This is a genomic window from Anaeromyxobacter soli (assembly GCF_022808855.1).
Taxonomy (GTDB): Bacteria; Myxococcota; Myxococcia; order Myxococcales; family Anaeromyxobacteraceae; genus Anaeromyxobacter; species Anaeromyxobacter soli.
In genome coordinates this window covers 202,828-216,109 of sequence record NZ_JAKZLF010000003.1, presented here as the reverse complement: position 1 = coordinate 216,109, position 13,282 = coordinate 202,828, and the positions used below count along the sequence as shown (strand labels likewise).

Genomic DNA, 13,282 nt, shown 5'->3' with positions numbered 1-13,282 from the left:
AACATCCGCTGAACGACAGCGTGATTCGCGTCACCGAAGGTGACCGCGAATCACCTGTCGTTCAAGCGGTCACCCAGTCGCGGAGCACCTCGTCGATCTGCGCCTCCGAGAGCTCGCCCGCGTCGGCGAGCTCCTTGATCCGACGCGTGATCGCCTTCAGCTCGGACTCGCCGAAGGTGATGCCCATCTCGCGGGCCCGGTAGGCGATGGCGTGGCGGCCGGTGAGGCGGCTCCCCACGATGAGGCGGCGGGTGAGGCCGAACGCCTCCGGCGGGATGATCTCGTAGGCGCCCGGGTTCGTCATCTGGGCCTTGAGGTGCATGCCCGCCTTGTGCGAGTAGGCGGTCTCGCCGGTGACGAAGTTGTTGAAGGGGATCTCGATCCCCGTGACCCGGGCCACGAGCCGCTCCAGCTCCCGGAGCTGACCGACCCGGTAGCGCTCGGCGACGACCTGCGGCTCGAGCGAGAACATGCGCGCGACGAGGCCGCCGAGCGGCGTGATGCCGTTCCGCTCGCCGATGCCGAGCACGGACACGTCCACGTGCGTCGCCCCGGCCGAGATCGCCTCGTAGGAGTTGGCGATCGCGCAGCCGGTGTCGTTGTGGCCGTGGTAGCCGATGTCGCACCTCACCGTGCTCCGGACCTCGCGCACGAGCGCGTAGACCTGGCGCGGCGTGGCGATGCCCACCGTGTCCGCGATGCCGACCCGGTGGACGCCGAGCTTCTCGGCGGCGCGGTACACCGCCAGGAGGTCCTGGACGTCCGAGCGGAAGGCGTCCTCCGCGGAGAAGCGGACCTCCAGCCCGGCGGAGAGCGCCGCCTCGATGGGCGGGCCCATCGCGTCGATGATCTGCTGGAGCGACTTCGCGTGCGAGGCCTCGCGCAGGATGCGGCTCGTCGCGAAGAACAGGCCCACGCCCCGGACGCCGGTGTCCATCGCCGCCATCACGTCGTCGAGGATGCAGCGCGTGTGGGTGATGATCTTGGCGGCGAGGCCGAGCTTCACGATCTGTGCGAGATCGCGCTGCGACTGGGGCGAGGCGGCCGGGGTCGTGACCTCGATGTACTCCACGCCGAAGGTGTCGAGGGCGCGCGCGATCTCGAGCTTGTCCTCGGTGCGGAACGCGGCCTTCGCGAACTGCTCGCCCTCGCGGAGGGTCGTGTCGATGAGCTTCCAGGTGGTCTTGGCCATGGTGGTCGCCCTAGAAGCGGATCCCCTCGTGGTCGAGGTCGCACACGAGCCCGCCGGAGGTCGGGTCGGTGCGGAAGCCGTAGCGGCGGAGGTATTCGGGCTGGAAGTAGCCCGTCTCGAGCCGCTTCACGCCCCGCGCGCGGAGCCGCCGGACGAACTCGCGCATGAGGCCGTCCGACACGCCCTTGCCGCGGTGCCGCCGCGCGACGACGATCTTCTCCATGTGGATCCGGTCCGCGCTCACCTGCCGGTAGAAGAGGCCGGCGATGGGCGTGTCCTTCGCGTCGAGGGCCACGAGGAACTCGTGCTCGGTGGTGAACGTCACCTGCAGGTTCGCCTCGTGGAACATGTGGAGGAGGCGGGCCACCTCGCGCGGCGAGATCGGCCCGCGGACCGCGAAGCGGTTGCCCTCCTCGTCGGTGAGCGCGACGACCACCTCGGTGACGTAGTGGCCGCCGGACGGCATCGAGATGAGCGCCACTTCGTCGGTGGGTGCGAGGTAGCGGTAGGTCATCCGGGCGAGGAAGTAATCCTCCTCGGCCGTCGGGCGCACGGCGGAGCGCACCGCGGCCACCTGCTCCTCGAGGTCGAGCCCGTCGGCGGGCAGCCCGCGGGCGCGGTGCATCAGGCGATCGAGCGCCGCGCAGAGCTCCGGCCGGGCGTCCTCGAACACCGTCTTGCGGAAGAAGCGCAGGCGGGTGTCCGGCCAGGAGGCCTCGACCTCGGAGAGGCGGTAGGTGCCCCACAGCTCGCCGAGCATCTTGCCCTTCGCCTCCACCGTCGCCCCCGGCGTCGCGGCGAGCCAGCGCCGGTAGCGGCGCGCCGCGAAGAAGACGCGCTGCGGGGTGAAGCCGTTCTCGCGGAGCCGCTCGAGGAAGGTCTCGATGGCGACGGCGCGCCGTGACTTCTGCGCCGCGTCCTCGAGGAGCGCGACCCCGCGCTCGTAGCCGAGCGCCTCGACCACCGCGGAGAGCAGGACCCGGTCGTCGATCTGGCCCTGGAGGTCCGGCCGCTGCGCCTCGATGCGCTGGATGAACGAGCGCTCGAACCGCTCGATGAGCTCGTCGAAGGTCCTGCACGCCGAGCGATCCGAGATGGACACGAGCCGCGCGCCGGTCTGGTAGTCGTGCGAGGGCACGATGAACGCGGCGGGGGAGGGCTCGCGCAGGGCGAGCCGCCGGCCGGTCCGGCCCCAGAACCGCACGTGCAGCTCGAGCGCGGTCCACACGAGGAACGGCCAGAGCAGCTTGAGGCGCGCCGCCTCGCCCTGGCGCAGGAGCCGCGCGGCCTGGCGCTCCACGTCGGCGCCGGGGATGAACTCCTCGGTGAAGATGCCCCACTCCGCGAAGTAGCCGGCGAACTGCTCGACGAGCGGCGGCGGGGCGCCCGCGGCGAGGAGCCACGAGACCTCCTGCTTCAGCTCGTAGAAGTTCATGTCCTCCGCGACGTTGATGGCGACGTCGAAGATCTCCTTCGCGCGGGTGTGGATCGAGAGCCGGTAGACGCTCTTCCCGTGCTGGCGGCCGAGGAGCGACACGGCCGCGCCGCCGGGCGGGATGTCCGCGAGGGAGATGAGCACCCCCTTGCCGAGGACGAACACGGACGCGCGGACGATGGTCGCGTCCGCGAGCGCCTGCAGGAGGTGGGTCCGCCCCTCCGCCGGGACGCCCTCGTCGAAGACGAGCACGTCCTTCCAGCCGTACTCGGAGCCCGTCTGCGGATCGATGGCGAGCCGGAGGTTCGGGCCGACCCAGTTCGAGAAGCCGCGCCGCAGGCGATCGAGCTCCTCGCCCGCGCGCGCCGAGATCTCCGCGTCCTCGTGGAGGGTGAGGCGCGCGAGGGGGATGCGGACCTTGGCGAAGTACTGCGGGTGGGCGATCGCCGTCGCGGTGAGGAGCCGCATCGTCCCGACGAGCTGGCGCCGGTCGGAGGGATCCGCGAGCTCGAAGCGCACCTTGTCCGAGGAGAGGTGCGCGAGGAGCGCCTGGACCTGGGCGTCGGTGAGGCCGCGCTCGCCGAGGTCGGCGAGGTCCTCGTCGCGGAGCGCCAGCGCGCCCATCCGGTCGAGGAAGAGGCGGAGCGTGCCGAGCGTCTCCGCGGGCTCCTCGTTCGGGAGGAGCACGCGGAACGCGCGCCGGCGGACGTCCTCGTCCGGCGCGTCCGCGGCGCGCCGGAGGAGCGCGCGGCAGAGCCCGGCGTGCTCGCTCTCCGAGACGGCGAGGCCGATGTGCAGGTGGCTGATGGCGCGGCGGGCCTCGGGGCGCTCCGCGCGGAGCAGCTCGCCGGCCACGTGGATCGACCAGAAGCTCACCTCTGCCCGGTCCACCACGTCGAGCATGGGCTTCAGCCGCTCCGGCTCGGGGGCCGGCCACACGCGCGCGTCGAGGCGGAGATCGGAGGTCCCCTTGCGGCGCCGGGACACGAGCGACACGAAGGCCTCGTCTCCCAGGAAGCGCCGCAGCGCCTCGTTGCCGAGCCACAGGGCGGGGCGGGCGAGGAGCGCGCCGAGGTCGATGACGGTGCCCTCGGAGGTGTAGGCGAGATCGCCGATGAGCGTGGCGCCGGGCGCCTCGGGCGGGGGGCCGACGCGCAGCGTGCGGTCCCGCGCGCGCAGCAGGTCGCCGTCGAGGGAGACCTCGTGCTGCAGCACGCCGATCTCGCGCAGGACCCAGTTCGGGATGCGCAGGAAGCTGCCGTCGAGCGCGAGCGCGAGGTGCTTCTGCTCGTACATCTTGTCGATGAGGTCCTTCCAGGACTTCTCGACGACCTCGCGCTTGAAGGTGTGCTTGTGCGTGAGCTCGCCGTGCTCGAGGTCGAGCGCCCGCGGGAGGACCTGGAACGTCACGACGCGCTCGAACGGCGCGAGGAAGCGGTTCGCGCTCGCGACGAGCGACGACAGGAGCTCGCGCAGCTCCTCGGGCGAGCGGTCCTGGACCGCCGACGAGGCGTGGTTCGGCCACACGAGGAGCGTGTTGTACTCGCGGTGATCGCCGACCAGGAACGCCTGGGCGACCGCCTCGAAGTCCCGGAACAGGTTCTCCACCCGCTGCGGCGCGATCGTCTGGCCCTGGCGGTTCTTGTAGATCTCCTTCTTGCGGCCGGTGATCCGGTAGTGGCCGGCCGGGTCGATGGAGACGAGGTCGCCGGTGTGGAACCAGCCCTCCGCGTCGGCGCCGTGATCCTCGGGGCCGGGATCGTAGTAGCCGGGCGACACGTACGGGCCGCGGACGAGGAGCTCGCCGTCGTCGGCGCGGCGGCACTCGATCCCGGGGAGCGGCAGGCCGATGGAGTCGTCGGCGTACTCGCCGGGCGGCGTCATGGTGATCCCGCCCGTCGCCTCCGTCATGCCGTAGCCGGAGCAGAGCTCCGTGCCGGCCCGGTGGAAGGCGCGGAACACGCCGGGATCGAGGTAGCCCGCCGCGGAGAGCCCGTAGCGCAGGCGGCCCCCGGTGATGCCGCGCAGGTGGGCGGCGATGTCGTCGGGATCGTCCGACGCCGCCTCCCAGACCGCCGCGTCCTGGAGCTCCATCCACTTCTTGGGCACCGAGATGAAGACCGTGGGCTTCACCCGCCGGAAGTCCTCGAGCAGCGTCGCCTGCGCCGTGGAGCGCGCGAACACGTACGTCGCGCCCCAGAACAGCGTGCCCGTCATCTCCAGCCACCGCCCGAACGTGTGGTAGAGCGGCAGGTAGCAGAGGAAGACGTCGCCCTCGTTCACCTCGCGCAGCGCGAAGGCCCGGCAGAAGCGCTTCGAGACGATGTTCTCGTGCGTGAAGAGGATGCCCTTCGGCTTCCCGGTGGTGCCGGAGGTGTACATCACCGTCGCCACGTCGCGGGCGCGCACGCGGGCGGCGCGCGCGGCGCGCTCTCCGTCGTCGAACTCCGCCCCCTGACCGACCATCTGCTCGAGCGTGAGCAGCCCGTTCCGCTCGGCCGCGGTCCGGGAGAAGACCACGATCTCCCGGAGCTCGGGCAGGGCCGGCAGGGACGGCAGGACCTTCGCGACCTGCTCCTCGTCGGACGCGAGCAGCACGCGCGCGCCCGAGTGCTTCAGCATGTAGACGATCTGCTCGGCGACGGCGTTCGCGGGCAGCGGCAGGTCGACGATGCCGTTCGTGAGGCAGGCGAGGTCGCAGAGCGCCGCCTCGAGCGAGTTCTCGGAGAGGATGGCGACCTTCGCGCCCGGCTCGTCGTCCACGAGCGCGAGGATCCCGCGCGCGATCGCGCGCGTCCGGCGCGCCACCTCGGCGACGGTCAGCTCGGCCGGATCGTCGCCGATCACGCGGAACGCGACCGTCTTCGGATCCGACTCCTCGCGAGCGCGGAGGAGCTCGCCGAGCGTGTAGTCCGTCGCCGTGAGCACCGGCAGGACGACCTCGAGCCACGGCTCGATCGCCTCGGGCGCGAGCGAGCCCGTGAAGAAGCGGCGGCGCACGCCGTCGAGGAGCGCGTGGAGCGAGCGGCGCGCGGCCCGCGCCGTGGCGGGGTCCCCGAGCCGGGCCACCAGGCGCTCGGCGAGCGGGCGGACGGCCGGGAGGTCGTCCGGGCGGACCGACGCGAGCGCCTCGCGGGTCGAGTCGAGCAGCTGGGGCTCGGGCGCGCCGGGCGCGCTCCAGGCTGCGAGGAGGGCCGGATACGGCGAGTCTTGCCTCACCTGGAACATGGCGGGAGAAAACCATGCTCCCCGGCCCCTGTCGATGCAGGAGGCAGGGGGGCGGCGCCGGTGCGACCGTTCGGCGTCGTGCGACCGTGGGGTGACGGGTGGGGTAGCCGAAACCGGGGTGAGAGCGGAGATTTCGGGCGAGATGCCGCTGAGCCGCACATCGGTCCTCCTCGTCGAGGACGATCCCGGAATCCGCGAGGCGCTCGCGGACCTGCTCGAGCTCCTCGGAGCGCGGGTCGAGGTGGCCGTCGACGGCGAGGACGGCTGGGAGATCCTGCACGACGCTGGGCTCCGGCCCACGCTGGTGCTGCTCGACCTCTTCCTCCCGCGGCTCGACGGGGTGGCGCTGCTCGGGCGCATCCGCGCCGACGCGCGGCTCCGCTCGCTCGCGGTCGTGACGATGAGCGCGGCGGTGAAGGAGCGCCCGCCCGGCGCGGACGGTCACCTCGAGAAGCCGTTCGACCTCGAGCGGCTGGTGTCGGTCGTGCGGGCGTTCTGCCCGCCGCAGGCCGTCGAGCCGGGCCGCGCCCAGCGCATGGCCGCCGGGCAGGCCGCCCGGAACTGATCCCTGCCACCCTGCAGAGCCGCGGGCGCGACCCGTCTGCGTGGCGGGCGCGCCACCGGCGGGGTGCGCCGCGCGGAGCCGTCCGCTCGTGGGCCCGCGGGGCCGGTTGCAACACAAACGAGTCGATCGCACTATGCCCGGGTGCGAGCCTTCGTTCGGGTCCTCCTCCCGCTGGTGGTCGTCCTGGCGGGGCTCGCCTGGGCGGCCGCTGCGCTCCTGAACGGGACGGCCCGGGCCTGGTACGAGAAGGACGTCGGCCTGCGCGCGCACCTCGTGGTGGCTGGCGCCCGCGAGGCGCTCGCCACGCACCTCGCGTCGGGCGATCGGCGGCGGGTGGGGGCGGTGCTCGCCGAGATCGCCCGCGACGACCGCATCATGGCGGCGTCGGTGTGCGGGCGCGGGATGCGGACCGTGGCGCGCACGGGGGTCGGCCCGAGCGCGTACGAGTGCGACGCGCTCGGCGAGCGGTTCGGGGTCCCGGCCGAGGGGGAGCGGCTCGAGCTCGACCGGGTCGAGGACGCGGAGGGCGGGCTCGTCCACTTCACCGTCCAGCCTCTCCTCGACGACGACGGGGCGGTCCTCGCCCACGTCGCGCTCGTCCACGACCTCAGCTTCGTCGCGCGCCGCGAGGCCGCGCTGCGCCGCTACACCGCCGGCGCGTTCGCGATCGTCGCGATCCTCGCCTCGATCCTCACCGTGTTCGTGCGGCGCCTGTCGTGGCGGACGTGGAACGAGGAGCTGCGCCGGGTCCTCACCCTCGGGCGCTCCGTCCCGGGGGCCGCCGTCCGCTCCCCGCGCAAGGAGTTCCAGCCGCTGCTCTCCGACGTCCGCCAGCTCGTGTCGGACCTCGCCGCGGAGCAGGGCCACGGCACCGGCGGCCGCTGGTCGGCCGAGCGGCTCCACCGGACGCTGACGGAGACGCTCCACGGCGAGGGGATCGTCACGCTGGCGAACCGCGAGCCCTATATCCACGACCGCGCGCCGGACGGGAGCATGCGCGTGCTGCACCCGGCGAGCGGCCTCGTGACCGCGCTCGAGCCGGTGATGCGCGCCTGCTCGGGCGTGTGGGTCGCGCACGGGAGCGGCACCGCCGACCGCGCCGCGGTGGACGGCCACGACCGGGTGCGCGTCCCGCCGGGCGAGGAGTCCTACGCGATCCGCCGGGTGTGGCTCACGCCGGAGGAGGAGCGCGGCTACTATTACGGCTTCTCGAACGAGGGCCTCTGGCCGCTCTGCCACGTGGCGCATACGCGACCGGTGTTCCGCGCGCAGGACTGGCGCGAGTACCAGCGCGTGAACCGCCGCTTCGCCGAGGCCGTCTGCGAGGAGGTGGACGGGCCCGACCCGATCGTCCTCGTGCAGGACTACCACTTCGCCCTCGCGCCCCGGATGATCCGCGAGCGGCTGCCGCGCGCAACCATCATCAGCTTCTGGCACGTCCCCTGGCCGAACGCCGAGCGCTTCGGGATCTGCCCGTGGGCGAACGAGCTGCTCGACGGCATGCTCGGCTCGAGCGTCGTCGGCTTCCACACCCAGCTCCACTGCAACAACTTCTTCGACGGGGTGGACCGCTTCCTCGAGGCGCGCCTCGACCGCGAGCGGCAGTCGGTCGTGCTCGGCGGCCGCGAGTCGCTCGTGCGCGCCTACCCGATCTCGATCGACTGGCCGAACCGCTGGGCCGCGGAGGCGCCGCCGCCCTCGGAGTGCCGGCGGCAGGTGCTCGCGGAGCTGGGGCTCCCGCCCGACGCGAAGCTCGGCGTCGGGGTGGATCGGCTCGACTACACGAAGGGCATCGAGGAGCGGCTGCTCGCGGTGGAGCGGCTCCTCGAGCGCTTCCCGCACCTGCGCGGCCGCTTCACGTTCGTCCAGCTCTCCGCGCCGAGCCGCACGCTCATCGACAAGTACCGCGAGCTCTCCGAGCGGGTCGACGCGATCGCCAGCCGCGTGAACGCCCGCTTCGCGGAGGGTGCGTGGCGGCCGATCGCGCTCCTGCGCGCGCACCACGAGCCGCCCACCATCTTCCGGTACCTCCGCGCCGCCGACGTCTGCTACGTCTCCTCGCTGCACGACGGCATGAACCTCGTCGCCAAGGAGTTCGTGGCGGCCCGGGACGACGAGCGCGGCGTGCTCGTGCTCTCGCGCTTCACCGGCGCGGCGCGCGAGCTCACCGAGGCGCTCCTCGTGAACCCGTACGACATCGAGGAGGCGAGCGCGGCGCTCGCGACGGCCATCGCCATGCCTCCCGACGAGCAGGCGGCCCGCATGCGCGCGATGCGCGCGTTCGTGGCCGACTTCAACGTGTACCGATGGGCGGGGCGCATGCTCGTGGACGCGGCGCGCCTCCGCCAGCGGGACCGCCTCTCCACCCGGCTCAACCTGGGCCTGCGCAGCGTCCACGAGGTGAAGCCATGATCCCCGACCTGCTCGCCGCGCCCTCGCGGCAGGCCATCGCCGCGATCGCGCACGACCGGGCGCTCCTCGCGTTCGACTTCGACGGCACGCTCGCCCCCATCGTGGACGAGCCCGGCCGCGCCCTGATGCGGCCCGACACGCGCGCGCTCCTGCGCGTCGCGGCGCTGCTCTACCCGTGCGTCGTGGTCTCGGGGCGCTCCCGCGCGGATCTCGCCCCCCGGCTCGAGGGCGTGCCCCTCGTGGCGTGGGTCGGGAACCACGGCGCGGAGGCGGGGTTCGGGCCGGTGGACCGGTCCCCGCGCGGGACGGTGCTCGGCTGGCGCGCGGCGCTCACGGCGCGCCTCGGCGACCTCCCGGGCGTCGAGATCGAGGACAAGGGGCTCTCGATCGCGATCCACTACCGGCGCGCGGCGGAGCCGGCCGCCGCCGAGCTCGCCATCCGCGAGGCGGCCGCCACGCTCCCGGGGGCGCGCGTCTTCGGCGGCCACGCGGTCGTGAACGCGGTCCCGGCGGACGCGCCGACGAAGGGGGACGCCATCGCGGAGCTCCTCGAGCGGAGCGGCTGCCGGACCGCCCTGTACGTCGGCGACGACGCCACCGACGAGGACGCGTTCCGGGCGCCCGGAGTCGTCGGCGTGGTGATCGGCGCGAGCGAGGCGAGCGCCGCCGCGTACCGGCTCGCCAGCCAGGATGCGATCGACGATCTCCTCCGCCTCCTCGTGGAGGAGCGCAGCCGCCTCGACGGGCGGGAGTCGCGGGCTGAGTCGCTCGCGCGCGCGGTCCAGCCAGAGCGGTAGCTCCGCCCTAGCCGGGCTCGCCCGAGGCGGGCGCGAGCGGGGGCGTCGCTCCGAGCTCGAGCTCGAGGGCTGCGCGCGCGAGCTCGCGCTCCCCCACCCAGCCGAGCACGGCGCCCGCCTGGACGACGGGGAGCTGCGGCAGGCCGTGCCGGTGCAGCGCCGCGATGGCGTCGCGCCACGACGCCGAGGGCGAGAGCGCGGCGAAGGGCACCATCGCGTCGGCCGCGCGCGTCCAGCCGAGCTCCGCGGGATCGAGCGCGCCGAGGAGGGCGAGATCGACGAGGCCCCGCGGGCGACCGTCGGCCCCGCGGACGAGCGCGACCCGCTGGCTCGTGCCGGCGCTCGCCGCCGCCACGGCGGAGAGCGGGGCCTCCTCGGGGAAGTCCGGCAGGTCGGGCAGCACGAGCAGCTCGGCCGCGGGCCGCGCCAGCGCCTGTCGCAGCACGTCGCTCGCGCCGCCGGTCGCCGTGGCGCGGCTCCGCGGCTGGGCGGGGTAGAGCGACCAGCGCCTGAGCGCCACGTACGAGATCCCGACCGTCAGCATCATCGGGACGAGCAGGTCGTAGCTCCCGGCGAGCTCCGCGACGAGCACGAGCGCGGAGAGCGGCACGTGCGCCACGCCCCCGTAGAACGCGCCCATCCCGACGAGCGCGAACGCCGCCGGCTCGATCCCGGGATCGCCGAACGCCGCCCGGGCGGCGTACCCGAACGCGGCGCCGACCAGCGCGCCCACGACGAGGGAGGGGGCGAAGTCACCGACCGCCGCGCCGAACCCGATGGTGAGGGCGGACGCGATCGCCTTGGCCGCCGCCATGGCGAGCAGGAGCGCCACGAGCTGCCACCCGGCGGGGAACCACGGCGCGCCGTCCATCGCGACCTGCGCGGTCCCGTACCCGCCGCCCATCACGCCGAAGCCCCGGGCCTCCGGGCCGAGCCAGGCTCCCAGCGCGACGGCGATCGCGGCGCCGAGCACGCCGGCCCCGAGACCGCCCAGGGCGGGGCGCAGCCAGCGGGGGCCGGGCGTCCTGCGCGAGAGGGCCTGCACCGCCCGGAGCATGCGCACGAAGCCCACCGCGGCGAGCGAGACGAAGACCGCGAGGACCGCGAAGAGCGGAAGCTGGCGTGGCGAGAACGGAAACCGCAGCGACAGGCCGAGGAGGGTCGTCTCGCCGAACGCGGCGATCACGACCGAGTAGGAGATGACGCTCGCGAGGATCGACGGCACCAGCGCGTCGGCCTCGAAGTCGTCCCGGTACAGCATCTCCGTCGCGAGCAGGGCGGCGCCGAGCGGGGTGCGGAACACGGCCGCGATGCCCGCGGCGATGCCGGCCACGAAGAGGACGCGCCGCTCCCGGCGGCTGGTGGGGAGGAGCCGCGCCGCGACCGAGCCGATGGCCGCGCCGATCTGCATCGTCGGGCCCTCGCGCCCGCCGGACCCGCCGGACGACAGCGCGGCGAAGGCCGCGGCGAACTTCACCGGCACGACCCGCCAGCGGAACAGGCCGCCGCGGTGGTACCCCTCGATCGTCGCGTCGCCGCCGCCGCCGGCCGCCTCCGGGGCGAACGCGCTCGTGAGGAGCCCGCTCACGAGGCCGCCCGCGGCGGGCAGGAGCGCGAGGAGCCAGGGCCGGAACGCCGCGGTCTTCGCGGCTGCGACGACCACCTCCCCTCGAGCGCGCGCCGGCTCGAAGCCGGCGAGGCCGTGCAGGAGGACGCGCTGGCCGAGCTCGAGCGCGGCGAAGAAGGCGGCGCCGACCACCCCCGCGAGCAGGCCGACCACGGCGGCGTGGAGGAGCACGCGCCCCGCGATGCGCAGCTCGAGCGGCGCCTCCGGGACGAGCAGCGACAGGCCGCCCTGGAGCGCCCGCCCGGTCGAGCCCGCGGCGTCCACCCAGCGGGACAGCGCGCGCGCCAGCGCACGCCAGGGTGGGGGACGCGACGGGGGGTCGGACATGGCGCGAGAGGATACTCCGCGATGCCCGCACGTAAAGCCGCGTCCCGGCCGGGCCGCGGCCGGCCTCGATGATCATCTTGTTCGGGCTCGCCGACGCCCCGCGGCGCGACCGTTGGTGCCGCAACGGACGCGAGGCCGATTCACGTCGACGGGGAGCGGGCGGGCGTGCATGCTCGTCTCTCGCCCCGCCCGCGCGGAGCCGGAGCCTGGATGAACGATCGAGTCCCTGCGCGCACCCCGCTCGCGCCGCTCTTCGGCGCGGTCGTGCGGCCGTTCCTGGCCTTCTTCCGCCTGGAGGCCGCGAGCGGGATCGTGCTCCTCGCCGCGGCCCTCGGCGCGCTCGCGTGGGTGAATTTCGGAGGCGCCGAGCTCTACCAGGGCGTGCTCGAGACCGAGCTCGCGCTGGGCGTGGGCGGCGCCGTCGCGCGGTTCACGCTGCTGGAGCTCGTGAACGACGGGCTCATGACGGTCTTCTTCTTCGTGGTGGGCATGGAGATCAAGCGCGAGCTCGCGGTCGGCGAGCTGCGCCGGCCGGCCCAGGCGGCGCTCCCGGCCGTCGCGGCCGTGGGCGGGATGCTCGTCCCCGCCGCCGTGTTCCTCGCGTTCAACGCGGGCGGGCCCGGCGCGCGCGGCTGGGGCATCCCGATGGCGACGGACATCGCCTTCAGCATCGGCGTGCTGGCGCTCCTCGGCCGCCGGGTGCCGCACGGGCTCGTCGTCTTCCTGACGGCGCTCGCGATCTTCGACGACATCGGGGGCATCCTCGTCATCGCGCTGTTCTACGGGCACGGGCTCGACGCGCGCTGGCTCCTCCTGGCTGCGGCGGTGGCCGCCGGCCTGTGGGCGATGTCGCGCGCGTTCGTGCGGAGCTGGGCGCCCTGGGCGGCAGGAGGCGTGCTCCTCTGGTGGGCGCTCCACCACGCCGGGATCCACGCGACCATCGCGGGGGTCGTGCTGGGTCTCGCCATCCCCGCGAGGCCTCGCCGCGGTCCGCGCGAGGTGCTCGCCGGGCTCGGGGAGCACGTCCGCGGGCTCCTCGGGACCTCGGGCGACGAGGAGCTCGACTCCGAGGCGCTGCTGCGGATCGAGGACTCGATCGAGGACCTGGAGGCGCCCCTCGCGCGGTTCGAGCACGCGCTCCACCCATGGGTGGCGTTCGGCGTGATGCCGCTCTTCGCGCTCGCGAACTCGGGCGTGGCGCTCGGCGGCGGGGGAGGCATCGAGCCGCTCGGCGACGTCGCCGTCGGGACGGCCGCCGCGCTGTTCGTCGGCAAGCAGGTCGGGATCTTCGCCTTCGCGGCGGGCGCGGTGCGGCTCGGCCTCGCGCCGATGCCCGGCGGCGCCTCCTACGCCAAGCTCCTCGGCGTCGCGATCGTCGCAGGCATCGGCTTCACCGTCTCGATCTTCATCGCGGACCTCGCCTACGCGTCCGATCCGGCCCTGCTCGCCCAGGCGAAGCTCGGGGTCCTCGCAGGCTCGCTCGCCTCCGGCGTGGCCGGCGCGCTGGTGCTCCGCGCCACCGCGGAGGTGAGGCCCGCGTGACGGGCGGCGGTCCTGTGGGGCCGCGCGCCACCGCCGCAGCGGGAGGAGGGACCCCGCCCTGCACCGAGCCCCGCGCGCGGATGCGGCCGAGAGTCCGACCCCCCACCAGAACGGACGAGCGCGCTTCACGCTGTGGAAGGTCGATCCCTATCCCTGC

7 protein-coding genes are annotated in these 13,282 nt (G+C 74.1%); 4 read left to right on the top strand and 3 right to left on the bottom strand.

All coding sequences use genetic code 11. The features are described from left to right. Positions 1-61: 61 nt before the first annotated feature. Together lysS and MLV88_RS04335 are read right to left on the bottom strand one after the other, a co-directional pair. Positions 62-1,192: a homocitrate synthase gene (gene lysS, locus MLV88_RS04340; RefSeq protein WP_242337354.1), complete on the bottom strand. Its 1,131-nt coding sequence runs from the start codon at positions 1,190-1,192 to the stop codon at positions 62-64. 10 nt (positions 1,193-1,202) lie between these two features. Next, on the bottom strand, positions 1,203-5,855 hold the full coding sequence (locus tag MLV88_RS04335; RefSeq protein WP_243336938.1) for a GNAT family N-acetyltransferase: 4,653 nt from the start codon (positions 5,853-5,855) through the stop codon (positions 1,203-1,205). A 142-nt stretch (positions 5,856-5,997) separates the two neighbouring features. On the opposite strand from MLV88_RS04335, the gene MLV88_RS04330 reads away from it, so the two are divergent. From MLV88_RS04330 to otsB, 3 genes are all read left to right on the top strand, one after another. Further along, positions 5,998-6,420, top strand: coding sequence for a response regulator (locus tag MLV88_RS04330; RefSeq protein WP_242337358.1), 423 nt, complete (start codon positions 5,998-6,000; stop codon positions 6,418-6,420). Between the two features lie 141 nt (positions 6,421-6,561). After that, positions 6,562-8,832, top strand: a complete 2,271-nt coding sequence (locus tag MLV88_RS04325) for a trehalose-6-phosphate synthase (RefSeq protein ID WP_242353154.1) — start codon at positions 6,562-6,564, stop codon at positions 8,830-8,832. Then, entirely contained in the window at positions 8,829-9,629 is an 801-nt protein-coding gene (gene otsB / locus MLV88_RS04320; RefSeq protein WP_242360133.1) for a trehalose-phosphatase, read from the top strand. Before MLV88_RS04325 ends, otsB begins: the two co-directional genes overlap by 4 nt. A gap of 7 nt (positions 9,630-9,636) precedes the next feature. Here otsB and MLV88_RS04315 read toward each other — a convergent pair whose 3' ends face one another. Beyond that, complete coding sequence (locus MLV88_RS04315; protein WP_242360132.1) at positions 9,637-11,583, bottom strand: chloride channel protein; 1,947 nt, start codon at positions 11,581-11,583, stop codon at positions 9,637-9,639. Positions 11,584-11,793: 210 nt separating this feature from the next. Between MLV88_RS04315 and nhaA the strand changes: the two genes are divergently transcribed. Beyond that, positions 11,794-13,125, top strand: coding sequence for a Na+/H+ antiporter NhaA (nhaA, locus tag MLV88_RS04310; protein ID WP_242360131.1), 1,332 nt, complete (start codon positions 11,794-11,796; stop codon positions 13,123-13,125). Positions 13,126-13,282: the final 157 nt, after the last annotated feature.

What these genes read in the sequence shown, in the direction of transcription:
- lysS (WP_242337354.1), bottom strand. Translation starts at nt 1,192, where the DNA reads ATGGCCAAGACCACCTGGAAGCTCATCGACACGACCCTCCGCGAGGGC.
- MLV88_RS04335 (WP_243336938.1), bottom strand. Translation starts at nt 5,855, where the DNA reads ATGTTCCAGGTGAGGCAAGACTCGCCGTATCCGGCCCTCCTCGCAGCC.
- MLV88_RS04330 (WP_242337358.1), top strand. Translation starts at nt 5,998, where the DNA reads ATGCCGCTGAGCCGCACATCGGTCCTCCTCGTCGAGGACGATCCCGGA.
- otsB (WP_242360133.1), top strand. Translation starts at nt 8,829, where the DNA reads ATGATCCCCGACCTGCTCGCCGCGCCCTCGCGGCAGGCCATCGCCGCG.
- MLV88_RS04315 (WP_242360132.1), bottom strand. Translation starts at nt 11,583, where the DNA reads ATGTCCGACCCCCCGTCGCGTCCCCCACCCTGGCGTGCGCTGGCGCGC.
- nhaA (WP_242360131.1), top strand. Translation starts at nt 11,794, where the DNA reads ATGAACGATCGAGTCCCTGCGCGCACCCCGCTCGCGCCGCTCTTCGGC.